General features: G+C 70.4%; 13 protein-coding genes. 10 read left to right on the forward strand and 3 right to left on the reverse strand.

Going from position 1 to position 24,457, the window contains the following annotated elements:
* Nucleotides 1-121 precede the first annotated feature (121 nt).
* The 4 genes from dgcN to AVT10_RS07835 are packed head-to-tail and all read left to right on the forward strand — an operon-like array spanning nucleotide 122 to nucleotide 4,222.
* Nucleotides 122-1,159 carry an N-acetyltransferase DgcN gene (dgcN, locus tag AVT10_RS07820; protein ID WP_066689722.1) on the forward strand — a complete coding sequence of 346 codons (1,038 nt, stop codon included), beginning with the start codon at nucleotides 122-124 and terminating at the stop codon, nucleotides 1,157-1,159.
* Nucleotides 1,117-2,103: an N-acetyl-D-Glu racemase DgcA gene (gene dgcA, locus AVT10_RS07825; RefSeq protein WP_066689723.1), complete on the forward strand. Its 987-nt coding sequence runs from the start codon at nucleotides 1,117-1,119 to the stop codon at nucleotides 2,101-2,103. Before dgcN ends, dgcA begins: the two co-directional genes overlap by 43 nt.
* Nucleotides 2,103-3,341, forward strand: a complete 1,239-nt coding sequence (locus AVT10_RS07830; RefSeq protein WP_066689724.1) for a dicarboxylate/amino acid:cation symporter — start codon at nucleotides 2,103-2,105, stop codon at nucleotides 3,339-3,341. Before dgcA ends, AVT10_RS07830 begins: the two co-directional genes overlap by 1 nt.
* Complete coding sequence (locus AVT10_RS07835) at nucleotides 3,338-4,222, forward strand: LysR family transcriptional regulator (RefSeq protein ID WP_066689725.1); 885 nt, start codon at nucleotides 3,338-3,340, stop codon at nucleotides 4,220-4,222. The genes AVT10_RS07830 and AVT10_RS07835 overlap by 4 nt, the downstream gene beginning before the upstream one ends.
* A gap of 393 nt (nucleotides 4,223-4,615) precedes the next feature.
* Here AVT10_RS07835 and AVT10_RS07840 read toward each other — a convergent pair whose 3' ends face one another.
* From AVT10_RS07840 to cas3, 3 genes are all read right to left on the reverse strand, one after another.
* Nucleotides 4,616-5,629 carry a serine hydrolase domain-containing protein gene (locus AVT10_RS07840; protein ID WP_066689726.1) on the reverse strand — a complete coding sequence of 338 codons (1,014 nt, stop codon included), beginning with the start codon at nucleotides 5,627-5,629 and terminating at the stop codon, nucleotides 4,616-4,618.
* Nucleotides 5,626-7,125, reverse strand: coding sequence for a permease (locus AVT10_RS07845; protein ID WP_066689727.1), 1,500 nt, complete (start codon nucleotides 7,123-7,125; stop codon nucleotides 5,626-5,628). Before AVT10_RS07845 ends, AVT10_RS07840 begins: the two co-directional genes overlap by 4 nt.
* A gap of 92 nt (nucleotides 7,126-7,217) precedes the next feature.
* Entirely contained in the window at nucleotides 7,218-9,725 is a 2,508-nt protein-coding gene (cas3, locus tag AVT10_RS07850) for a CRISPR-associated helicase Cas3' (protein WP_164523931.1), read from the reverse strand.
* A 342-nt stretch (nucleotides 9,726-10,067) separates the two neighbouring features.
* Here cas3 and drmD point away from each other — a divergent pair, with 342 nt between their 5' ends.
* The 6 genes from drmD to AVT10_RS07880 are packed head-to-tail and all read left to right on the forward strand — an operon-like array spanning nucleotide 10,068 to nucleotide 24,448.
* Entirely contained in the window at nucleotides 10,068-13,262 is a 3,195-nt protein-coding gene (gene drmD / locus AVT10_RS07855; RefSeq protein ID WP_066689728.1) for a DISARM system SNF2-like helicase DrmD, read from the forward strand.
* Nucleotides 13,259-17,086, forward strand: coding sequence for an Eco57I restriction-modification methylase domain-containing protein (locus AVT10_RS07860; protein WP_232307928.1), 3,828 nt, complete (start codon nucleotides 13,259-13,261; stop codon nucleotides 17,084-17,086). Before drmD ends, AVT10_RS07860 begins: the two co-directional genes overlap by 4 nt.
* The gene (gene drmA / locus AVT10_RS07865; RefSeq protein ID WP_066689729.1) at nucleotides 17,083-20,529 is read left to right on the forward strand and encodes a DISARM system helicase DrmA; all 3,447 of its coding nucleotides are present in this window, start codon (nucleotides 17,083-17,085) and stop codon (nucleotides 20,527-20,529) included. Before AVT10_RS07860 ends, drmA begins: the two co-directional genes overlap by 4 nt.
* Nucleotides 20,526-22,385, forward strand: a complete 1,860-nt coding sequence (gene drmB / locus AVT10_RS07870) for a DUF1998 domain-containing protein (protein WP_066689730.1) — start codon at nucleotides 20,526-20,528, stop codon at nucleotides 22,383-22,385. Before drmA ends, drmB begins: the two co-directional genes overlap by 4 nt.
* Nucleotides 22,386-22,443: 58 nt before the next feature.
* Complete coding sequence (locus AVT10_RS07875) at nucleotides 22,444-23,934, forward strand: hypothetical protein (protein ID WP_066689731.1); 1,491 nt, start codon at nucleotides 22,444-22,446, stop codon at nucleotides 23,932-23,934.
* On the forward strand, nucleotides 23,924-24,448 hold the full coding sequence (locus AVT10_RS07880) for a type I-E CRISPR-associated protein Cse2/CasB (protein WP_066689732.1): 525 nt from the start codon (nucleotides 23,924-23,926) through the stop codon (nucleotides 24,446-24,448). Before AVT10_RS07875 ends, AVT10_RS07880 begins: the two co-directional genes overlap by 11 nt.
* Nucleotides 24,449-24,457: the final 9 nt, after the last annotated feature.

Below are 24,457 nucleotides of genomic sequence, written 5' to 3' on the forward strand. Positions count from 1 at the left end.
CGACGTTCGTTGCGACAGCACCACCCATAACCCAACGCTATACCTCCCCGCGACAGCACGATATGACGCGCGCGGCCACCCCGCCCTATCCCGATGGTCCATACAGCCAGCAGGGTGCGCGATGATCCCCGGTCCCTTCCTCCTCTATCTCGGCCATTCCGACGACGCGGTCGGCATCAAGACCTCGCGCGGGGTTGCGGCCTTCCGCCCGGACGAATGCGTCGGCGAATGGCGCCACGACGACTGCCCGCTGACGCTCGGCCTCCCACGCATGGACGCCGCGCAAGGCCGCGCAGCCGGCGCCAACACCCTGATCCTCGGCATCGCCAATGCCGGCGGCAAGATGGGCGACGCGCTGATCCGCGATGCGCTGTCCGCCATCGCCACCGGCATGCACGTCGCCTCGGGCCTGCACCAGCGGCTGCGCGACGTGCCGGAAATCGCCGATGCCGCACGGCAAGCCGGCGTCCAGCTGTTCGACGTCCGCGATCCCCCCGCGAACCTGCCGGTCGGCAACGGGAAGAAGCGCGCCGGCAACCGCCTGCTGACCGTCGGCACCGACTGTTCGGTCGGCAAGATGTATTCGACCCTCGCGCTCCAGCGCACTATGGTCGCCCGCGGGATCACTGCCGATTTCCGCGCCACCGGACAGACCGGCATCCTGATCGCCGGCTCGGGCGTGCCCGTCGACGCGGTGGTCGCCGACTTCATTTCGGGCGCGATCGAGACGATCACCCCGGCGCGCAGCGATGACGGCTGGGACCTCATCGAGGGACAAGGATCGCTGTTCCACCCGTCCTTCGCCGGTGTCTCGACCGGCCTGCTCCACGGCGCCCAGCCGCGCGCGATCGTGATGTGCCACGACCCGGCGCGCGAGCATATGCGCGGGCTTCCCCATTACGCCGTCCCCGGCATCGCCGAGTGCATCGCCGCCAACCTGTCGGTCGCGCGCCTCACCAGCCCCGACGTGCAGGCGGTCGGCATCGCGCTCAACACGGTCAAGCTGCCCGAGGACGAGGCGCGCCGCCTGTGCGCGCAGACCGCCGACGCCCACGGCCTGCCCTGCACCGATCCCTATCGCTTCGGCGCGGACCCGATCATCGACTGGATGCAGACATGCTTCGACACCTCGACGTCGCCCATGACCGTTTCGGCCTGAGCACCCCGTTCCGCATTTCGCGGGGGGTGAAGACGGCGGCCGATGTCGTCACCGTCACCCTTCGCGAAGGCGGAACGATCGGGAGAGGCGAAGCCGTCCCCTATGCCCGCTATGGCGAGACGATCGAGGACACGATCGCCGCGATCCGCGCCATCGCCCCGGCGCTGGCCGACGGCGCCGGCCGACAGGACCTCGCCGCGCTGCTCCCCGCCGGGGCCGCGCGCAACGCGGTCGACTGCGCGCTATGGGATCTCGAAGCCCGCCTCGCCGGCACGACGGTCGCCGCCCTCGCCGGCCTCGACGAACCGGTTGCGCTGCCGTCCGCCATCACCATCGGCCTCGACACCCCCGACGCCATGGCCCGCGCAGCGGCCAAGGTCGCGACCGTGCCCCTGCTCAAGGTCAAGGTCGACCGCACCGACCCCGCCGCCCAGATCGCCGCGATCCGCAGCGTCGCGCCCTTGCCCCGCCTGATCGTCGATCCCAATGAAAGCTGGACGATCGACACGCTCCGGTCTTTACGCGAACGCCTGATCGAATGGCGCGTCGACCTGCTCGAACAGCCGCTCCCCGCCGGCGAAGATCATGACCTCGCCACCTTCGACAGCCCCGTCCCCATCGCCGCCGACGAAGCGCTCCACACCGCCGCCGATCTCGACCGCCTCGCCGGCCGCTACGACGTGGTAAACATCAAGCTCGACAAGACCGGCGGGCTGACCGAAGCACTGGTGCTGGCCGGCAGGGCGCACGCAAAGGGATTCGGGTTGATGGTCGGGTGCATGGTCTGTTCGTCGCTGGGCATCGCGCCGGCCATGCAGCTGGGCGGCCGGGCGTCGTTCGTCGATCTCGACGGTCCGCTGTGGCTGAGCGAAGACCGCGCAGGCGGCGTCACCGACCATGAAGGCATGTTGTCGCCCGCCACGCCGGGCTTCTGGGGCAATTGATGCGCCGCTGGTTCGCGATCCCCCTGTGGCAGCGCGTCGTCGCCGCGCTGTTCCTCGGCGTCGTGATCGGCCTGTTGTGGCCGGAGGGCGCTGCGGCGATCAAGATCGTCGGCGACCTGTTCGTCCGCCTCATCAAGATGCTGGTCGTGCCGGTCGTCCTGATCACCATCGCCGCCGGCATCGCCTCGCTGGGCGATCCGCGCCGGCTGGGCGGCATCGGCGGGCGAACCGTCGCGCTGTTCGCCTTCACCACGTTGGTCGCGGTGTCGATCGGCATGGGGTTCGGCCTGCTGCTGCAACCCGGCAGCGGCATCGCCCTGTCGGGTGTCGCGCCGCACGTCCTCGGCCCGCCCGTCACGCCTGCCGACCAGCTGCTCGGCATCGTCCCCGTCAATATCGTCGACGCGCTGGCAAAGGGCGACATGCTCGCCATCATCTTCGTCGCCGTCCTGCTCGGCATCGCCAGCGTGGTATCGGGCGAAGCGGGCAAGCCGGTCGTCGCCCTCCTTCAGGGGCTTGCCGCCGTCCTGCTCCACCTCGTCCGCATCGTGATGGAGGTGACCCCGTTCGGCGTCCTCGCCCTCATCGCCAATGCGGTGGCAAGCGGCGGCACGGCGGTGTTCGTCCATGTCGGCTGGCTGGCGCTGTGCGTCATCCTCGCCTCGCTGACCCAGATGGCATTTCATGCCGGGCTGCTGCGCTTCGTCGCGCGGTTGCCGGTGGTGCGCTTCTTTCGCGGGATCGTCGATGCGCTGATCGTCGCCTTCTCGACCGCCTCGTCCTCGGCCACCCTGCCGGTCGCGCTCCGGGTCAGCCAGGACAATCTCGGCATCGCCCGGCCCATCACCTCGACCGTGCTGCCCTTGGGCGCCAGCATCGGCAAGGACGGGACGGCGATGTATGTAGGCCTGCTCGGCCAGTTCGCGTTGCAGGCGCTCGGCATCGTTCCCGACGCCTGGATGCTCGGCGTCATGCTCGCGACCGGCGCCCTCGCCGCCTTCGGCACCGCGCCCGTTCCCTCCGCCTCGCTGTTCATGCTGGCGGCGATGCTCGGCGCGGTCGGGGTCGGCGCGGAACAGACCGCGCTGGTCGTCGGCCTCGTCCTCCCCTTCGACCGGCTGCTCGACATGACCCGCACCGTCCCCTCGGCCAGCGCCAACCTGACCGTCGCGACACTGGTGGCGCGCGCCGAACACGGGCTGGACGAGGCGCGCTATCGGGGCCAAGTGGCGACATGAACCTGCGCCACATCGAAATCTTCCACGCGGTCTACGTCAATGGATCGGTCAGTGCGGCGGCCCGCGCGCTCAACATCTCGCAGCCCTCGGTCTCCAAAACGCTGCGCCATGCCGAGACGCTATTGGGCTTCGAACTGTTCCAGCGCACCAACAGCCGCCTCGTGCCCACCGAAGACGCCCATGCCCTGTTCGGCGACGTCGCCGACATTCAGGAACGCGTCCGTGCCTTGCGCGAAGCCGGCCGCAACCTGCGCAGCGGCGGCGGCGCGACGCTGCGCATCTCGGCGCTGCCCAGCCTCGCCTTGGGCGCGCTACCGACCGCCGTCGCCCGCTTCATGGCCAGGCGCCCCGACGTCCGCTTCGACCTGCAGACCGTCCATCACGACGACCTGCTGCGCAAGCTGTACGAACGCGAGACCGACATCGCCATCGCCGCCGAAGTCCCGCGCGGCGCTCCGCTCGGCAAGGTGTGGCTGGGCGAAGGCGAACTCGTCGTCCTCTACCGCGAGGCGGACCTGCCCGGCATGGCGGCGCGGATCGACCTGCCGCAACTCGTCGGCCACCCCTTTATCACGCTGGCGGCCAGCGGTCCCATCGGCCAGCTCTTCGCACAGGAACTCGAACGCCTCGGCATCGAATTGCAGGAGGTCGCCTCCGCCCGCACCTTCTACATCGCCGCCGCGCTGGTCCGCGCGGGCGTGGGGTTGAGCGTCGTCGACAATTTCACCGCCGAAGCCTCGCTCGCCGACGGCCTCGCCATGCGTGCGTTGAAGCCCTCGCTGACCTTCGACGTCCACGCCATGCACCTGCTAGACCGCCCGCCCAGCGCGCTGGCCAGCGAGTTTCTGGGCGTGCTGCGCGAGGTGATCGAAGCGGCGTAAGGCGCACCGTACCCCCGCGAAGGCGGGGGCCCAGGGCAACAAACGACACCGCCCGCGGATCTGAACCCCCGCCTACGCGGGGGTACGCTCCCCGACCGTCACCCCGGACTTGATCCGGGGTCCCGCTTCTTCTTCCGCAAAAGCCGAAACGCCGCCTCCATTCCGGCCCCAAACGTCATCCCAGCCAAGGCTGGGATCTCCCCGTAGCGAAGCGCGTGCCTCGCCACACGAGGCCCCGGCCCACGTAGAAGCGACGAACCCTCTGCTTTCCTACAAACGCCGCCTCAGCTAACCCTGCGGACGCTCTTTCGAACCGCCGCAACCCGCCCCAAACCAAACGCCACCCAAAACCGCCACGAGTGTGAACTTAGTGAACTTTGCCCCCCAAATCCACTAACCCTTTGACATCGCATCAAACCCCGCCACCACCGCATCCCCCGTCGCCGGCCGCAACTCGAAAATCCCGCTATCGAAATGCCGCGTCGGATGCACTCGATTGGTCAGCAGCGTCCACGCCAGCCCGCGCTCGAAATCGACCCACAACCCCGTCCCGGTAAACCCGGTATGCCCGATCGTCCCCGCCGAGCACGCCTGCCCGCCGGACCACCCCGGAAAACGGATCTCCCACCCCGCCGTGCGATGCCCCTCCACCGGCGTCCGGATCGCGTCGAGCATCGCCGCCGACGCCCCGTTCCCGTCGAGCAGCCCAGCTGCGAAATCCAGCACCCCGTCGACCGTCCCGAACAGCCCGGCATGCCCGGTCCGGCCGCCCATCGCCGAGCAATTCTCGTCATGCACCTCGCCCACCAGCACCCGCCCGCGCCACGAACAATGCTCGGTCGCGACCGCCGGCCCCGGCGGCGGCCCCCAGCTCAGTCCCGGCCCCAGCGGCAGCGCGTCCAGCCCCGCGCCGGTGATACGCTCGACCGCAATCCCCAGCAAAATGAAGTTGATGTCCGAATAGACCGCCGGCCCGTGCTTCCACTCGCGCTGCAACACGAACGCCCGCAGCCGCGCCGGATCGTCGCCATAGGTATAGATCGGCTCGACCGCGGGCAGGAACGTCCGGTGGACCAGACAGTCGCGAAACGTCAGCCGCCGCTCCGCCGCGCCGCCCACGTCATATTGCCGCAGGTCGGGGATCGCATCGGTCAGCGGCCGGTCGAGATCGATCCGCCCTTCGTCGGCCAGTTGCAGCACGAACCGCGTGGTCGCGATGACCTTGCTGACCGACGCCAGATCGAACCAATGCGCGCGGGTCAGCGGCACCTCGTCCGGCACCCGGCGGGCAAGGCCAGCGACCCGCACCTCCCGCGCGCCCTCGGCGGTCACGATCCCCAGCGTCGCCCCCGGTATCCGCCCCTCGGCGACATAGCGCGCCGCTTCGGCAAAGGCCCGATCGATCACGCATCATCCTCCCGCGCCCGGATTTTCGCCAGCGCCGGCAGCAACGGGATCGCGGCCAGGCTCACCGCCCCCGACAGCAGGAAGAACCCGTCATAGCCGATCACCCCGACCATCGATCCCCCCGCCCCCGCCAGCATCCGCGGCAACAGGAAAGCAAAGCCGGTCAGGAACGCATATTGCGCCCCCGGATGGCGCGGATTCACCAGCAGCGAGAGATAGACGACGAACACCGCCCCCGCAAAGCCGTTGCCGAACTGGTCGAGCGCGGTGGCGACATACAGCATCGCCTCGCTGACCGGCTGATGCGCCAGCCACACGAACCCGAAATTGCCGATCGCCGCCACGACCGCCCCCACCGCCAGCGCCCACAGCATCGGCCGCCGCGTGACCATCCATCCGCCCAAACCCACGCCGACCATGCTCGCCGCCAGCGCCACCACGCCATCCGCCCGCCCGATCTGGCTGAGCGTATAGCCCAAATCCTTGATCATCGGCTTGGACAGGTTCAGCGCCAGCACGTCGCCCATCCGGTACAGCGAGACGAAGACCATCAGCAGGATCGCGGCATACTGAAACCGCCAGAAGAAATCGACATAGGGCCCGATCGCGGTCGAGGTGCGGATCGGCGCGGTCGGCGGAGCCTTGCGGATCCATGGCAACCCCGCCGCCATCGCGACGAACGGCACCATGCACAGCCCCAGCACCCAGGGCGTGACGTTGCTCTTCGCATCGATCCCGATCCCCTCGGCCGCCGACAGCAGGACATAGCCGACCGCAGCGGTCACGGCACAAGCGGCGACGAGGATCACCGCCCCGCCCAAAATTCCGGTGGTCAGCGCCACCATCCGCCCCCCGCCCCGCCCGTCCTCGGGCCGCATCGCGGCAAGGATCGGAAACGGCAGGAACGCCGCGACCGCGATCAGCAGATAGGCGAGTGTCCACCCGCCATTGTCCGCCAGCAACAACGCCCCGCTGCCTGCCGCGACCATGGCCGTGCGGTATCCCCACAGGTTCGCGGCGACGATCGGCCCCTGCTGGTCCTGCGTCGGGAACAGCTCGATACGCCACGCATCGGCCGCGACCTCCAGCGTCGTGGTCCAGAAGGCGAGCAGCACCGCGAACAGCGCGGTGACGGGCAGGCTGGCGTCATCCGCCGTCCACGCCATCGCCCCCATCGCGGTGACGATGCCCAGCTGCGCCAGCATGATCCACCCGCGCCTCTTGCCCCAGAAGCGGCTGAACCCCGGCACATCGTACCGGTCGAGCAGCGGCGCCCACACGAACTTCAGCGTCGGCAGCAGTTGCACCCACGCGAAGAAACCCAGCACCGTCAGCGCCACGCCATGCGCCTGCAACCGCAGCGCCAGCACCGTCGAGAACATGTAGAAGGGCAGCCCGGCCGAAAAGCCCAGCAGCCCGTAGAGCAGCATCGCGCTGCGCCCTGGATGGACGACGGCGTCGGCGGGCGGGACCGCAGCGGCGGCGGATGCGGTCATGGCTACTCCGGACACGGCAAAGCGCGAACCTCAAACGATCCGCTTCCCACGTCAACCGGCCCATGACCGCCGGTTATACCCGCACGCATATTTCAATCGGCCTTGCGCAGGCCCCACTGGTCATAGGCGAAGCGATACGACCCGATCGAGAACCCATGCGCATCTCTCGCCTCGACCGCCGCATCCCCGACGCCCGGCGCCATCCACGCCGGAATGGCGATCCGGTCGACAGTCCCCCCGAACGCCCCGGCCAACGGCTGCGCCAGATCGACCAGCAGGTCGCGCGCACCCAGCCGCGTCGCCACCGCCTCGCCCCCGTCGAACGGCAGCCATTCGGTAAAGCGCCGCCGGAAGTCCAGCGCCACCTGCCCCGCCGCCTGGGCATCGACCGCCGCGCCGCCGTTGCGCTCGTTGCGGTGGTTCTGCCACGCCACCCCCAGCCGCTCCGCCAGTGCGTCGAGCAGTTCGGGATGCAGCGCCCGTTCGACCAGCAGCCGATTGTCGCGCGGAATGGCGATGTCCGGCCGGTCCTCCAGCAGCGCCAGCGTCGCCTCGACCGGCAACAGGTCGGGATAGGGCGCCACCCGCCTCGCCCCGCCCAGCCCGTGCAGCGCCCGCCCCTTCAGCAACGGCGTCAAATCCCGCTCCGCCGGCCGCAGCACGATCGCCCGCGCCTCCGCAAACGCCCCCCGCTCCGCCCGAGCATGCCGATGCAACCGCCCGATCCGTTGCAGCAGCACGTCGACCGGCGCGAGATCGGTCAGCAGCAGATCGGCATCGATGTCGAGCGACTGTTCCAGCGTCTGCGTGCCCACCAGCACCCGCCCGCCACGCCCGCGCCCCTTGCCGAACGCCGCGGTCACCGCCGTGTCCAGCCTTTCGCGGTCCGTCGCCGCAAAGCGCCCATGATGGACCGTCGCCACCCCCTCCACCGCAAAGGCCAGTTCGGGCGCCAGCTCCGCCACCGCCTGCGCCACCGCGACCGCCCCGGCCACGCTGTTGCGCACCACCAGCACCGCCGCCCCGTCGCGCGCCGCCTCCACCGCCCGCATCGCGATCGCCGACGCATCCTCCATGATCGGCGCGACCTCGACCCTGACCTGCTTGTCGCGTCCGGTCGCCCCGCGCGCCGCCCGCGGTGCCACGCCGCGCCCCGACAACGCCGGATAGGGCACTGCCTCCGCCGCTTCGGGCGACAGTGGCGTCTGCCGCAACAGCCGCGCCCGCGCGCCCGATCCCAGCGTCGCCGACAGCAGCAACGCCTTCCCGCCCGCCGCGCCATGCTGGTCGAGCAGCCGTTCGAGCAGCCCGGTCATATAGGCATCCGACGCATGGACCTCGTCGACCACCAAAAGGCTGCGCGCCAGCACGCTGGACCGGAACAGCGCATGCTTGACCGGCAGGACCCCCAGCAACGCCTGATCGATCGTCCCCACCGCCACCCGCGCCGCCAGAAAACGATTGGCCCGCTCCGCCGCCCACCGCTCCTCGCCCGTGGCGCCATCGTCCCAGCGCACCGCATAGCCCGGCAACGCCTGCCCGCTCGCATCGCCCGCCTTCAGATACCCCGGCACCGCCAGCACCGCGCGGGGACCATCCGCCCCCCATACCGAGGTCAGCATCGCATCGACCCGCCGCTGCAACTGCACCGCCGCCGACCGGGTCGGCAGCGCGAAGAACAGCCCGTCGACCTGTCCCGCGCGCCGCAGCTCCAGCCAGCGCCACAGCGCCGCCTCGGTCTTGCCCGACCCCGTCTCCGCCTCGATCAGCGCGACCGGCCCCCAATCGCCCGCCGCCGTCTGAAAGTCGTAGGGCGCATTGCCGAATGCCGCGACGAAATCGCCCGCCGGCGTGTCGAGCGCCAGCAGCCCCCGCGCCTCCGCCGCCGCCAGCGCCGCCTCCGCCCGCAGGGCGACCCGCTCTGCACCATGCGGCCCCGCCACCGGAAAGCGCTTGCTGTCCGATCCCAGCCAGTCCGCCAGCGTCACCAGCCCGGCAAACAACGCCACGAAGCGCGGCGCCAACGGGAGTGGCGGCCCGGCCTCCCACGCCCGCGGCCAGCGTTCGCGAACCGCCTCGATCAGCGGCACGACGGCGGCAGCAGGATCGCCGTCCCCCTCGGGCATCCAATGCCGGTTATGCCTGCCCCAATCGAGCGACGTCGCCGCTTCGTGAAACTCGCCCAGCGGCTTGCCATGATGCGCCATCACCGCCGCGAAATGCTGTTCGGCATCCCAGTCGTCGATCATCGCCTGCAACGCGACCGCCGCCGGCGTCCGCTTGAGCTTCGAATGGTTCAGCAGTGCGGCGACCTGGCCGGTATGACCGATCAACTCCGCCGCCGGATCGATCCGCGCCTGAAACCCGCGATTGGCCTTGCCCAGATCGTGCAGCGCCGCCAGCACCGCCAATCGCGAGATATCCTGCTCGCCGAGCGCCCGCCCCGCCGCCGCCTCCAGCGGACCGCGCCACGCCTGCAAGACGATCTCCGCCACCGCCCCGACGTCGAGGCAATGATCGACCAGCGGCAGCGCGGCCACCACGACCTTCTCCTCGTTCCGCAACAGCTTGGCCCAGGGGCGTTGCAGGTCGGGCATCATCGGCATCTCCATCCCGGCATGGTCGACGCTACCGGCGTTCGCGGCAAGGCAATTGATCCGAAACGGATGTTCCGGAAGTGACCGGCCGACATTCAGCGACGACCCGCCCCCCCTCGTCACCCCGGACTTGATCCGGGGTCCCCCTTCTTCTGCCACGCCCGCGCAGGCAAGCGGGACCCCGGATCAAGTCCGGGGTGACGGATGGGCTTTTGACCAACGGATCATCCTCCACCTGTTCGGGAAGAATATCCCAACGACGCCCATCACCGCGAAACCGGACCCAACCGCCATTGGCACCCCCCGCCCCCGCCCCCCACCCTCGCGCCCGAGAGGGGAACCGTCATGGCCAGCAGCATCCGCACGCCCCAGCCCGGCGTCGGCCAGTTCGTGTCGCTGCGCGGGCGGCTGTGGATGGTCGAGGCGCAGCCCGACGGCCCCTATGACGGCCACCGCCTCGCCTGCATCGACGACGACGCCAGCGGCGAGGATGCCCGCATACTGTGGAGCGCGGAGGTCGACGCGCGGCTGCACGATGAGGAGGCATGGGCCTCGCTCGGCCGCGAAGGCGGCGTGCTCGGCGGCGATGCCGCCAGCTTCTCCGCCTATCTGCGCACCGTCCGCTGGCGCACCGCGACCGCGGCCGAACGCGACCTGTTCCAGGCGCCGTTCCGCGCCGGCATCCGGCTCGATCCCTATCAGCTGCTGCCCTTACGCAAGGCGCTGCGCCTGCCGCGCGTCAACCTGCTGATCGCCGACGATGTGGGCTTGGGCAAGACGGTCGAGGCCGGGCTGGTGCTGCGCGAGATGCTGCTGCGCCGCCGCGTCGATTATACCGTCGTCCTCGCCCCGGCCGCGATGACCGGCCAGTGGCGCGACGAATTGCAGAGCAAGTTCGGCCTCGCCTTCGACATCATCGACGCCCGCCATCTCGAAGCGCTGCGCCGCCGTCGCGGCTATGGCGCGAACCCTTGGGGCTCGGGATCGCGCTTCATCCTGTCGCACCGGCTGCTGGGCGACGAAGCCTATGTCGCTCCGTTGCGCGACGTGCTGGAGGATTTTCGCGCCCGCTCGCTGCTGATCCTTGACGAGGCGCATCATGCCGCCCCGTCCGGTGGCGGGCGCTATGCGATCGAAAGCCAGTTCACCCGATCCTTACGCGACCTGTCCGACCGGTTCGAACATCGGCTGTTCCTCTCGGCGACACCGCATAACGGCCACCCGAACAGCTTCGCCACCCTGCTCGAACTGCTTGATCCGCAGCGCTTCACGCGCGGGGTCGCGGTGCGGCCCGCAGACCTCGAACCGGTCATGGTCCGCCGCCTCAAAAGCGACCTGCGCGCACTCGGCGAACGCTTCCCCGAACGCCTGGTCGAACCGATCGTCCTCGACCATCTGCCGGAAACCGCCCCCGAACTCGCGCTCGCCGCGATGCTCGCCGACTATCGCGCCCTGCGCGAGGCGCGGATCGCCACCCTGCCCCCCGCCCGCCGCGCGCAGGCACGCCTCGGCTTCGTCGGCCTGCAACAGCGCCTCCTCTCCTCGATCCCCGCCTTCGCCCGCACGCTGAAGGTCCATATTGACGGCCTCGACCGCGCCATCGCCGGGGCGGCAGCGACCACGCCGGTCGAAGACCCCGAACCCGACGCCCCTGACCTCGCCGCGCAGGAGGACACCGCGCTCGACCTGCTCGACCGCAGCGACGAAGCCCGCGCCCGCGCCGAAGCACTGGCCGGCGCACGGGACACCCCGCCCGCCCGCCTCGCCGCCGAACGCGCCCATGCCGCCGCGATGCTGGCGCTGGCCGAAACCGCCCGCACCGCCCCCGACGCGCGCGTCCGCTGGATCGTCGACTGGGCGCGCGCCAACCTGCTCGACGCCGATGGCGGCTGGCGCGACCGGCGGCTGATCCTGTTCACCGAATATGAGGATACCCGCCGCTGGCTCCAGCGCCAGCTCTCGGTACTGACCGACCCCGCCGACCCCTACGAAGCCGAACGGATCGACAGCTTCACCGGCATCACCTCGACCGAACGGCGCGAGGATATCAAGCGCGCCTTCAACGATCCGACCAACCCGCTTCGCATCCTGATCTGCACCGACGCCGCGCGCGAAGGCATCAACCTGCAGTCGCAGTGCCACGACCTGATCCATGTCGACCTGCCCTGGAACCCGTCGCGCCTCGAACAACGCAACGGCCGCATCGACCGGAAACTGCAACCGGCCGACACGGTCACCTGCCGCTATTTCACCTATGCCCAGCGGCCCGAGGACGTCGTGCTCGACGCGCTGGTCCGCAAGACGGAGGCGATCCGGCGCCAGCTCGGCTCCGCCGGACAGGTATTGGGCGACCGCATCGCCGAGAGTTTCCGCAGCGGCATCGACCGCGACGGGGCCCGCGACCTCGCCACCCGCATCCGCGATGCGGAGGCCGATGCCCGCGTCGCCGCCGCCGTGCGCGACCTCGACGACACCGCCGACGCCCGCCTGGCGCGCCTGCGCCGCGAACAGGCCGATCTGGCCGGCGCGCTGGAAAAGGCACGCACGCGGGTCGGCGTCGACCCGGACGAGCTGCAATCGGTGGTCGAACTCGCGCTCAACCGATCGGGCGGCGCATGGACCATGCCCGGTACGGTCGGCGAAACGCCCGTCTTCGCGCTCGACGAACCGCGCCTCGCCGGCGATCCCAGCTGGACCCCGCTGATCGACGAACTGCGCGCACGCCCCGTCCGGCCCGGCGAGCGTCCCGGCGAATGGCGCGCCAGTCCCGACGCCGCCGTCCGCCGCATCAGCTTCGCGCCCGCGATCCTGCACGACGGCCGCGACGCCGGCGATGTTGTACAGCTTCACCTCGAACACCGCCTCGTCCGACGCCTCCTCGGCCGGTTCCTGTCGGCCGGGTTCCGGCAGGGGCTGGAGCGTTGCTGCGTCATCCGCACCGCGACCACCGCCAGCCCCCGTGTCGTCCTGCTCGGCCGCCTCGCCCTCTACGGCGAACATGCAGCCCGGCTGCATGAGGAAGTGCTGAGCGTCGCCGCCGACTGGCGCGACGACGCCCCGTTGCGTCCGCTCGCCGAAGGACGCGAGGCGGAAGCGCGCGTGCTGGACGAACTGCTGGCCGCGCTGCGCGACGCGACCGACGCCGACCCCGACACCGTGCGCATCGCGACCGCCCACGCCGCGCGCAACGTCGCCGACCTCCGCCCCGCGCTGACCGAACGCGCCGACGCCCGTGCCGCCCGTGTCGCGCAGGACCTCACCCGCCGCGCCGCTGCCGAGGCGCAGGGGCTGGAGACGCTGCTCAAACAGCGCATCGCCCGGATCCTGCGCGAACGCGGGTCCGATACCGGACAGCTTGACCTGCTGCTTGACCCTGCGGAAGCACGGCAGCGCGCCGCCGACCGCCGCTCCTGGGATCGCGCCGCCACCCGGCTCGACGACGAACTGGTCCGCGAACCCGAACGCCTCCGCGCCGCCGCCCGCATCCACGCCACCCGGCTGGAGCCGATCGGGCTGGTCTATCTCTGGCCGACGGCATGACCACCGGTCCCCACGACTGGATCGGCTACCTCCAGCCAGTCGGGCTGGTCGTCGCCCCCGCGGCGCTGACTCGCATCGGCGCATGGGTCACGCCGCAGGACGCCGCCGACAGCGCGGGGGTGGCAGCGGCGCTGGCCGAACCCGATCCGTGGCCGTTCTTCCGCGACGTTCTCGGCTGGCCGGCGGCACGCGTCGCCGGAGCGCCCGGCGGCCCCGCCCTGCCCGACACGCTGCGCATCGCCTTCCCCGAACTCGACGTCCTGCTCGAACCCGACTGGGCGGTGCTGGCGGCGGACGGCACCCCGCAACTGCTGGTGCGGATCGAGGCGCCGGGGCTGCTGCTCGACCGGCGCGGCACGCTCGATGGATGGGAGGCGACGGCGCAGCAACGCTTCGAACGCCTCCTGCGCGAAACCGGCATCGGCGCGGGCGTCATCCTTGGGTCGCGCGAAACCGGCCGCCGCGAAGGCGCGACCGTCGAACCGATCCTGCGCCTCGTCGTCGCCCCGCGCGGCGAAGTGTCGGGCCATATGAGCTGGCCGCTCCACGCCCTGTCCGATGTCGCCGGGCGCGGCATGCTGGCGGGGTTGAAGCTGCTGCTCGATACCCATGCCCTCTTCACCGGCCCGCCCTCGCACCGCCTCCCCGCGCTCCTCGCCGAAAGCCGTGCCGCGCAGGCCGACGTATCGAGCCGCCTCGCCGTTCAGGTGCTCGCCTCGCTGCACGAACTGCTGCGCGGTCTCGACGCCGCCGATCCCGCCCGCATCCGCGCGCTCGCCGAACACCGGCCGCAGCATCTCTACGAAGGCCTCCTGACCGTCCTGCTCCGCCTGATCTTCATTCTCTATGCCGAGGATCGCGCGCTGATGCCCTCGCAGCCCGGCGGCGCGGCGGCGACGCTGTACGAACAGGGCTATGCGCTGGGCGCGCTCCACCTGCGGCTGCGCGACGATGCCGCGCTCTATCCCGACATAATGGACGAACGCCGCGGCGCCTGGGGGCAGCTGATCGCGCTGTTCCGCTTGGTCGGGCGCGGCGATCCGTCGGGATTCATGCAGGCGCGCGGCGGCAAGCTGTTCGACGAGGACGCCTTCCCCTTCCTGCTCGGCCGTGACAGCCCCGACGATCCGGAAGCGGTGCTGCCGGTCGGCGACGGCTGTGTGCTGCGCATGCTCGACGCGCTGCTGATCGACCAAGGCGAACGGCTCCACTATCGCGCGCTCAGCGTCGAACAGATCGGGTCGGTCTATGAAACCGTGATGGGCTTCACCGCCGAGTGCGCCCCCGCGGCGATGCTGGCGATCCGCGCGGGCAAGGCGAACCGCGTGCCGGTTTGGGTCGACCTATCGGCCCTTGCCGCCACACCGGCCAGCGAGCGCGAGAAGTGGCTGAAGACCGCCACCGGCCGCAGCGGCTGGCCGACCGCAGTTTCCCGCGCGCTACGCACCGCCACCGACGCGACGTCGCTCGCCGCCGCCCTCGCCCCCGTCGCCGACCACCGCGCCGCGCCGCGCGGCCATCCGGTCGCGGCCGGCACGCCGATCCTGCAACCGACCGAGGAACGCCGCCGCACCGGCAGCCACTATACCCCGCCCAGCCTGACCGGCCCGATCGTCGCCCATGCCCTTGCCCCCGCCTTCGCCCGCATCGGTCCCGATGCCGGCCCCGCCGACGTGATCGACCTGAAGGTCTGCGACCCCGCCGCCGGATCGGGCGCGTTCCTGGTGGACGCGTGCCGCCAGCTCGGCGAACGCCTCGTCGCCGCCTGGACCCGCTGGCCCGCGCAGCGCCCGACCATCCCGGCGGACGAGGACGAACTGCTGCATGCCAAGCGGCTGGTGGCGCAGCACTGCCTGCGCGGCGTCGACCGCAACCCCCTCGCCATCGACCTGGCGAAACTCTCGCTCTGGCTGGAGACGCTGGCCAGCGCGCACGAATTCACCTTTCTCGACGCGGTACTGCGCTCGGGCGACAGCCTGGTCGGCCTGCCCAATCCAAAGATCGTCGCGGTGACCTGGGACCGCGTCTCGCGCCAGCACGGCTTTGTCGAGGCGATCGTGCGCGACGGCATCGACGCCGCCGCCGAACTGCGCCGGCTGATGCGGCAGGAGGCGGAGATCGCCCCCTATGCCGCGCAGGAACGCCGGCACCGGGCGGCAACCACCGCGCTCACCCGGGCGCATCTCGTCGCCGATGCGATACTCTGGTCCTACTTCGCCGCCAACAAGACCCGCGACCGCGCGGCAAAACTGGCCGAGGTGCAGCAATGCGTCCTCGCCCCCACCCCCGAAAGCTGGGCGCAACTGGCGACATGGCAGGCGGCTCTCCGCGCTCCCCCGATCGGGATCGAGGCGTTCCACTGGGAACTCGCGTTCGAGGACGTTTTCAGCCGCCCCAATCCCGGATTTGACGCGATCATCGGCAACCCGCCCTTCGCCGGCAAGAACACCATCGCGGCGGGCAATGCCGCCGCCTATCCCGACTGGCTCAAGACGCTGCACGACGGCGCGCACGGCAATGCCGATCTCGCCGCCCATTTCTTCCGCCGCGCGTTCAGCCTGTTGCGCATCGGCGGCGCGTTTGGCCTGATCGCGACCAACACCATCCGGCAGGGCGACACCCGCGACACCGGCCTCACCCGCATCCTCGCCGACGGCGGCACCATCACCCGCGCCGTCAGCCGCCACGTCTGGGAAGGCGAAGCGGCGGTCGTCGTCGCACAGGTCTTCGTCACGAAGGGAGCGACGACGACCCCGCCCATCCTCGACGGCCGCCCGGTCCGCCGCATCTCGGCCTATCTGATGGAGGGCGATCTGGATGGATCACCAACTAAATTGCAGGCCAATGCAGGCACGGCTTTCGAAGGCACAAAGGTTTACGGCCCTGGCTTCCTGTTCCGCGACGACAAGCCGGCAAGCCCGGACAACACCATCGCCGCCATGCACGCACTACTTGCGCGCGCACCGGCATCGCGGGCGGTCATCCGCTCCTTCTTGGGCGGTGAGGAAGTTTATAACGACCCTCACCATCGTCCCTTCCGCTACGCCATCGACCTTACCGGTCTATCGTTGGAGGAAGCTGAAACGAGGTTTCCCGAAGCAGTCGAGCTGCTTCGGAACGTGGTGAAGCCGTATCGGGACACGGTGCGCAATCCGCGCACGCGCGATCGCTGGTGGCTTTACGAAGCGCCTCGACCCGGCCTGTATGCTGCTACCCGCAGGCTGAGTAGTCTGTTCGTGACAAGCTGCGCTGCGACCCCGCACTGGGCGCTGGTCCGCGTCGGCAATAACGGCCTTTTCGGTAACACCCTGTCGGTACTCGCCTTCGACTCCATGGCCGCCTTCGCCACGCTGCAATCCCGTGTCCACGAAGTCTGGGCACGCGCCTTCGCATCCTCGATGAAGGACGATCTGCGCTACACCCCGTCCGACTGCTTCGAAACCTTCCCCCTGCCGCCAGCCTTCGACACCGACCCCACCCTCGAAGCCGCCGGCAAGTCCTACCACGACCACCGCGCGCAACTGATGATCGCGCGCGATCAGGGCATGACCCCGACCTATAACCGCTTCCACCGGGCAACCGACACCGACGCCGACATCGTGGAGCTTCGCGACCTGCACGCCGCCATCGATCGCGCGGTGCTGTCCGCCTATGGCTGGGACGACCTTGCCGCGCAGGCCGCGCCGGTCTTCCTCGCTCCCGACACCGAAGACGACCACCGCTACCGGGGCCGTCTGTTCTGGAACGCGCCGTTTCGCGATGCGGTGCTGGCCCGGCTGCTGCGACTGAACGAGGAACGCGCGAAAATGGAGCGGATGGCATGAACGCGGCACGAGTACGCGACGAACTGGTCGCGCGGCTCCGGCGCAACCTGATCGGCCCCAGCGAGGCGGAGGATGCCGACCTCGCCACCGAACGCCTGCCACCGGGCGAAAGCCCGTCGCGCTGGTATCTGTCGGGCTATATCGCCCCCTCCGGCGAACTGACCGCCGAGAACAGCGACACCCCCGACGCCGAATGGGACGAGATCGACGGCCTGCTCCCCGACGAAGGGTTCGGCGCGGGCGGTGCGGCAGGCGATCACGACGAACCCGAAACACCCGCCGCGCGGCGCCGCTTCCTGCCCGGCACCATCGGCCTATCGACCATGGTCGATGCCTCGGTCGACACGCTGTCGGTCACGATCGACTGGGGCGACTATGCCCCCGAACCGCCGCTGCCGCCCGACATGCTGGAAAGCGGGGCCGAACCGCATGGCGCACCGGTCGGCTGGCGGCGCGTGCCCCGCCACGCCACCGAAACGCTGCGCATCCCGCGCGAGGCGGACGGGATCGCCCGTATGCCCCTCGTCGGATCGGCCGCTACCGCCCGCCCCGGCGGCGCGCTCGAACTCGCCATCCGCGCCCGCCCGTTCGCGCTGCGCCGCGCCGATGGCACGACGCGCGCCGTGCAGGTCGTGACGGTCTTCCTCGTCAACAAACGGCTGGAGCCACCCTCGCGCTACCGCGACCTCGCTTACGCCTATCAGGTGCGCCTGACGCTGACATGCGCCACCGGCTTCGTCGCGCAGCACGACCTGTCGCGCATCGCCCGCGACGATTGGGACGACCAGCTTGCCGACCTGCACTATCGCGACAGCGCGGCCTATGCGGTCGGCCTCGGCTGCGCCACCGGCCATGTCGCCGACCCCGATGGCGCGGTCCGAAGCGTCCACACCACCCATCTGCCGCGCGCAGCGGTCGAGCGGACGGTGGCGGCACCCGTCCCCGACGTCACCTTCGGCATGGACGCCCTGTCCGGCCTCGCCGGCGACGGCACGGCACTGGCCATCGCCCTGCAACCGCTCGTCACCGCCTATCGCACCTGGTCGTCCGACCAGCACGCTGCGACCACCGCCCCCGACATCGCTACCGCACCCCAACGGGTCCGCACCGCGCAGCAACTGATCGCCGATCAGGCCGAAGCATGCGACCGCATCGCTGCCGGCATCGCGTTGCTCGAACGCGACGCCACCGTCCGAAGCGCCTTCGCCATCGCCAACCGCGCGGTCGCTGATGCGACCCGCGCCCGCCGCCCGACCGACACCCAGCCGACCTGGCGGCCGTTCCAGCTCGCCTTCCTCCTGCTCAACCTGTCGGGCATGGCCGATCCGCGTCACCCCGACCGCGACACCGCCGACCTGCTGTTCTTTCCGACCGGCGGCGGCAAGACCGAGGCGTATCTCGGCCTCGCCGCCTTCACCATCGCGCTCCGGCGGCTGGGGGCCAGCGGGCTGCTCGGTGCCGGCGTCGCGGTCATCATGCGCTATACGCTGCGCCTGCTGACGCTCGACCAGTTGGGCCGCGCCGCCGGGCTCGTCTGCGCGCTCGAACTGCTGCGCACCGGACCCGACTATCGCGACGCATCCGCCCGCCCGCTGCTTGGTGACTGGCCGATCGAAATCGGGCTATGGGTCGGATCGGACGCCAGCCCCAACCGGCTGGGGCGCAAGGGCGACAAGACCGAAGGCACCGCCGTCAAACGGGTCCGCGCCTATACCAGCGGCCGCGACTCCCGCGCCCCCGCCCCGATCAAGGCATGTCCGTGGTGCGACACCGCCTTCACGCCGCAGAGCTTTCGCTGCGTGCCGAACAGCGACGCGCCGACCAATCTCGAACTGCGCTGCGTCAACCATGACTGCCCGTTCACCGGCGACCGCCCCCTGCCGATCGTGACGGTGGACGAGGCGATCTATCGCCGCCTGCCCGCCTTCCTGATCGCGACCGTCGACAAATTCGCCGCGCTGCCATGGAACGGCGCGGCCGGCGCATTCTTCGGCCATGTCGATCGCGCCGATGCGGACGGCTTCTACGGCGCCGCCGAACCGGGGAAGGGCCGCGCGCTCGACAACGGCCACCGGCTCCTGCCCCCCGACCTCGTGGTGCAGGACGAACTGCACCTGATCTCCGGCCCCTTGGGCACCGTCGCGGGCCTCTACGAAGCGGCGATCGACCGCCTCGCCTCGCGCCGGATCGACGGACAGCGCGTCCGGCCGAAGATCATCGCGTCGACCGCCACCGTCCGTCGCGCCCGCGATCAGATCCGCGCGCTGTTCGACCGCCACGATACCCGCATCTTCCCGCCGCCCGGCATCGACCGCCGCGACAGCTTCTTCGCCTTGACCAAGCCCGAAAGCGCCGACGATCCGGCGCGCTGGTATGTCGGCATCGCGGCGGCGGGGCGCGGGCCGAAGCTGGTGTTCCTGCAAACGCTGGTGACCTTGCTGGGCGCGGCGCAGGGGCTGGCCGATGCCGAAGGGGACGCCGACGCCTATCGCACCGCGCTCTGCTATTTCAACGCGCTGCGCGAACTGGGCGGCGCGCGCCGGATCGTCGAGGATGAGGTCGCCGCGCGCCTGACCGACTATGGCGACCGCCGCCGCCGGATCGAACCGGTCGACCACCCCTTCGGCAACCGCAGCTTGGGGGAACCGGTCGAACTCACCTCACGCGTCTCGACCGATCAGGTCGCGGCGGCCAAGGCCCGGCTGGAAACCCGCTTCGACGGCACCGGCGAACCGGTCGACGTGGCGCTGGCGACCAACATGATCTCGGTCGGCCTCGACATCGACCGCCTGGGGCTGATGCTGGTGCAGGGCCAACCCAAGACGGCGGCGGAATATATTCAGGCGACCAGCCGCGTCGGCCGCAACCCCGCCCGCCCCGGCCTCGTCGCCGTCGTGCTCAACGTCCATCGCCCGCGCGACCGCATGCACTTCGAACAATTCACCCATTTCCATGACACCTTCTACCGCGCGGTGGAGGCGACCAGCGTGACGCCATGGTCGGCGCGCGCGCTCGACCGGTCGCTCGCCGCCGTGGTCGTCGCCATCGCCCGCCATCTCGACCCGTCGTTGACGCCCTCCGCCGCCGTCGCCGCCCTCGCCAACGCACCCGACACCCGCGCGGCGGTGGTCGCGCATCTGGTCGAGCGCGCGCCCGCAACCATCGACGGCGGACGCGACCGGCTGGCGGCGACCGTCGATGGCTTGCTCGACGACTGGATGATGCTCGCCGACGAAGGCACGATGGCCGGCGGGCGCTTCACCTATGACGACCGCCCGCACCGGCTGCTCCACCCGCCGCTCGATCCCGCATTGTCCAATCTGTCGCCCGCCCACCGGCGGTTCCAGGCAGGCTACAGCATGCGCGACGTCGAACCCGGCGTGCTGGTCAAGCCGCGCGGGCCGAACGGCGAACGGGTCAGCGGCGCAGGAGACATGGCATGAGCGGCAAGCGCATTACCCTTCGCCAGTCGCAGCTGGTCTTCGGTTTCGGTCCCGGCGCGATGGTCGACCTGCCCACGCGATCGGTCGTGATCGGCGGGCTGGACCTGTGGCACATGCGCGAACGCGGCAGCTGGCGTCCGGTCCACGAACCGCGTGCGACCGCCGTGCTCGAAACGCTGTTGCGGGCGACCGGGCGGCTCGCCGACGACGTGCAGCTGACCCTGCGCACCCCGCCTGCCGATGACGAGGGACGCAGCGGTACGGGCGAGCCGCCGGGGATCGAGGCGCGTATCTTCCCCGCATGGTTCGTCGCGCGCGATGCGGAGACGAAGGGCGACATCCGCCGCCGCCGCCTCGTCCGCTGGCAGGACCTCAATCCGAAGGGGCGGGCAGACTTCACCGACGATGACGGCTGCCGCGTACCCGTCACCCCGATCCGCTTCGTCGCGGGCTGTCACAAGGGGCATTTGCAGGACATCGACTGGTCCTACGCCGTCCATGTCGACCAGCCCGGCCGCTGCGTGCAGCCGCTCTGGCTGGAGGAGCGCGGCACCTCGGGCGATCCCGCCTCGACCCGCATCACCTGCGGCTGCGGCGCATCGCTGTCGCTGCGCGATGCCCAGGCCGATGGACGCTTCGGCAAATGTCGCGGACGACGGCCATGGCTGAACAAGGACGATGCGGAATGCGGCGAAAATCTCCGCTTCCTCACCCGTACCGCGACCAACGCCTATTTCCCGCAGGTGCTGACCGTCATCTCGCTCCCCGCCGCCGAGGACGAACTGACCCGGCTGGTCGAGGGGCAGATGGACGCGATCGACTGGGTCACGACCGAAGCCGAAATGACCCTCGCCCGCCGCGCCAACCCGTCGCTCCGAGCGGCGCTGGAGGGATGGAGCGACACCGAAATCGTCGCCCGCGTAGCGCAACTGCGCGCGACGGGCCACCAGACCCTCGCCAAGGCACCCAAGGTCGCCGAATTCGACCTCCTCGCCTCCGGCCTCGCGGAGATCGGCACCGACGCCCCCGACGCCCGCCTCCACGCCCGCACCCTGCCGCGCGATGCATGGGACGGCGACCGCCCGCGCCTCGCCCCGATCGCCTCGGTCGTCGCGGTGCACCGGTTGCGCGAGGTTGCCTGCCTCTATGGCTTCACCCGCTTCGAAGCCGCCCCGACCGCGATCGACGGCGACCTCGAGGAACTGCACGTCGCGGTCGAAGGCGCCGCCCTCGCCCACGACCTCGACTGGCTCCCCGCCGTCGAACAGCTGGGCGAAGGCATCTTCCTGCGCTTTGACCCCGAAGCCATCGCCGCCTGGCTCGCCCGCCCCACCGTCACCGCCCGTCACGAAGCCTTGTGGAGCGGCTGGGAACGCTGGCGCCAGGGACAGGCCTATGGCGACAAGCTGCGCTTCCCGAACCTCGCCTATTACGCGATGCACGGCTTCTCCCACGCGCTGATGAACGAGATCGCGCTCGACTGCGGCTACCCCGCCACCGCGCTGAAAGAGCGCCTCTACGCCGTGCTCGAAGAAGACGGCCCACGCTACGGCCTGCTGCTCTACACCGCCTCGACCGGCGCGCAGGGGACGCTGGGCGGCCTCGTCGCCGTCCTCCCCCGCCTCGGCGCCATCGCCGAACGCGCGCTCGACCGGCTGGCGCTATGCTCGGGCGACCCGATCTGCGCCGAGCACGACCCCGACCACCATAGCGACGAACGCGCGCTGAGCGGTGCCGCCTGCCACAGCTGCCTGCTGGTCGCCGAAACCTCGTGCGAAGCCCGCAACCTCTATCTCGACCGCGCGCTCACCGCCCCCACCGTCCTGACGGCCGAAACGGCGCTGTTCCGTGACTGATCGTAAAGCCTTGACGCAAGCCCCCGATCCGGCTCCCTTGTCCCCGGCGGAGGGGCAGATGATCGGTTGGCGGGACGAACAAGGCGACACGCATCGCGGCAGCCTGTTCGCCGCCTTCGCCGCGCTCGCGGGCGGACAGGCATGGAGCTTCCCCGCGCTCCGCCCCCACCAGCGCGAGCCGTGGCACGCCTTCACCGTACAGGTCGCCGCCCTCGCGCTGACCCATGCCGGCACCGATACGTTTCCCGCCACCGAAGCGGCATGGCGCGACCTGCTGCTCGCCCTCACTCCCGACCAGCCGGAGGCATGGGACCTCGTCGTCGACGACTGGTCGAAGCCCGCCCTGCTCCAGCCGCCGACCGTTCAGCCCACCGACCGGGCGGCGTACAAGAACCGCATCCCCACCCCCGACGCGCTCGACATGCTCGTCACCGCCAAGAACCACGACCTGAAACAGGAACGGATGGTCGCGGCGAGCGACGAGGACTGGCTGTTCGCCCTCGTCACGCTGCAGACGACCGAAGGGTTCCTCGGCGCCGGCAATTACGGCATCTCGCGCATGAACGGCGGCTTCGCCAGCCGCATGAGCCTCGGCATCCGCCCGACCGGTGGTGCCGCCCGCGCATTCCGGCGCGATGTCGAACGCCTCGTCGCCGATGCCCGCGCCCGGCCCGACCGACGCACCGGCACGATGCTGCTGTGGACCGTGCCCTGGGACGGCACGCTCTCGCTCGATTACGGCAAGCTCGACGAACTCTATGTCGAAATCTGCCGCCGCATCCGGCTGCGACGCAGCGGCGACGCGATCGAAGCGCTCGCCGCCGGATCGAAATGCGCCCGCGTCGCCGCCTCCGACCTGAAGGGCAACACGCGCGACCCCTGGGCACCGATGAAGGCGGACGGATCGACCAGCCACACGCCGACCGGCGCGGGCTTCGGCTATCGCCAGATGGCGACGCTGCTCGACGCCAAGAAGATCACCCTGCCCCATCTCGCCAAACCCGACCCCGCCGACGACCGCGAAGGTCTCGCTATCGTCGCCGCCGCGCTGGTGCGCGGACAGGGCAAGACCGAAGGGCTGCACCGCCGCACCATCCGCACGCCGGGCGCGCTGCGCGACGCCGATGGCCGCCGCCTGCCCCTCGACCGCATCGGCGAGGTTGCGGGCAAGCGGGCGGAGGAAGGCTTTCAGGCCAGCCGTCGCCTCAGCCGCGCGCTGATCTCGCTGGTACAGGGCGGGCCGGACAAGGCGCGGCTGGACGATGACGGCGCCAAGAAGAAGATCGAACGCTGGATGAACCGCTTCAACGAAGCGGTCGACGGCATCTTCTTCAATGCCCCCTTTTGGGAAGAGGTCGCCGCGACCGACGACAATCACCGCATGGCATGGCGCGAGACGCTGCGCGATCTCGCCGGCGACATTTTCGACATCGCCGCCGAAGCCGCGCCGGGCACCGAAGTCCGCCGGGTCCCGGCACGCGCCCGCGCCGGATCGCTGCTGCATTATGAAATGAAGAAATGGGTCGAGGAGGCCGAACATGGCGAGTAATCCCGCCACCGCGAACATGGCCCCACCGGACGACTGGATGACGTCGATCTCGCGCCAGATGAAGGGCATGTCGAGCGGCGACCGCGCCGCGCTGCGCCGGATGGAGCTGACCAAATCGCCCGCCGCCGATGCCGTCGCAATCAAGACGCTGCTGCGCGCGGAGGTCCCGCAGTCGCGGATCAAGGACGACTGGACCCGCTTGCGCCTGATCGGCCATTTCGCCGGGCTGCTGTCGGGCACCGCCGCACTCTACGCGCATGACGAACGGCGCGGCGTCGGTGCCGCGCTGTTCGAGGCGAGCTTTTCCGAAAAACGCCTGCTGCGCCTGCTCGCCAGCCGGGGGGAGGCGCTGGGCGACCAACTGGCGCTGGCCGTCCGCATCCTGTCGCGGGAGCGGCAACCGGTGAACTTGTGGGACATCTATCACCTGCTGGGCGGCGATCCGGTCAAATCGGACGCCGCCCGGCTGCGCATGGCGCGGCATTATTACGCCGCGCAGGCCAAATCGAACTGAGGGGATTCC

This window comes from Sphingomonas hankookensis, from assembly GCF_001619955.1.
In the GTDB taxonomy this organism is placed as follows: Bacteria; Pseudomonadota; Alphaproteobacteria; order Sphingomonadales; family Sphingomonadaceae; genus Sphingomonas; species Sphingomonas hankookensis_A.

Coding starts and splice junctions, on each gene's coding strand:
- dgcN (WP_066689722.1), top strand. CDS start 122: ATGATCCCCGGTCCCTTCCTCCTCTATCTCGGCCATTCCGACGACGCG.
- dgcA (WP_066689723.1), top strand. CDS start 1,117: ATGCTTCGACACCTCGACGTCGCCCATGACCGTTTCGGCCTGAGCACC.
- AVT10_RS07830 (WP_066689724.1), top strand. CDS start 2,103: ATGCGCCGCTGGTTCGCGATCCCCCTGTGGCAGCGCGTCGTCGCCGCG.
- AVT10_RS07835 (WP_066689725.1), top strand. CDS start 3,338: ATGAACCTGCGCCACATCGAAATCTTCCACGCGGTCTACGTCAATGGA.
- AVT10_RS07845 (WP_066689727.1), bottom strand. CDS start 7,125: ATGACCGCATCCGCCGCCGCTGCGGTCCCGCCCGCCGACGCCGTCGTC.
- cas3 (WP_164523931.1), bottom strand. CDS start 9,725: ATGATGCCCGACCTGCAACGCCCCTGGGCCAAGCTGTTGCGGAACGAG.
- drmD (WP_066689728.1), top strand. CDS start 10,068: ATGGCCAGCAGCATCCGCACGCCCCAGCCCGGCGTCGGCCAGTTCGTG.
- AVT10_RS07860 (WP_232307928.1), top strand. CDS start 13,259: ATGACCACCGGTCCCCACGACTGGATCGGCTACCTCCAGCCAGTCGGG.
- drmA (WP_066689729.1), top strand. CDS start 17,083: ATGAACGCGGCACGAGTACGCGACGAACTGGTCGCGCGGCTCCGGCGC.
- drmB (WP_066689730.1), top strand. CDS start 20,526: ATGAGCGGCAAGCGCATTACCCTTCGCCAGTCGCAGCTGGTCTTCGGT.
- AVT10_RS07875 (WP_066689731.1), top strand. CDS start 22,444: ATGATCGGTTGGCGGGACGAACAAGGCGACACGCATCGCGGCAGCCTG.
- AVT10_RS07880 (WP_066689732.1), top strand. CDS start 23,924: ATGGCGAGTAATCCCGCCACCGCGAACATGGCCCCACCGGACGACTGG.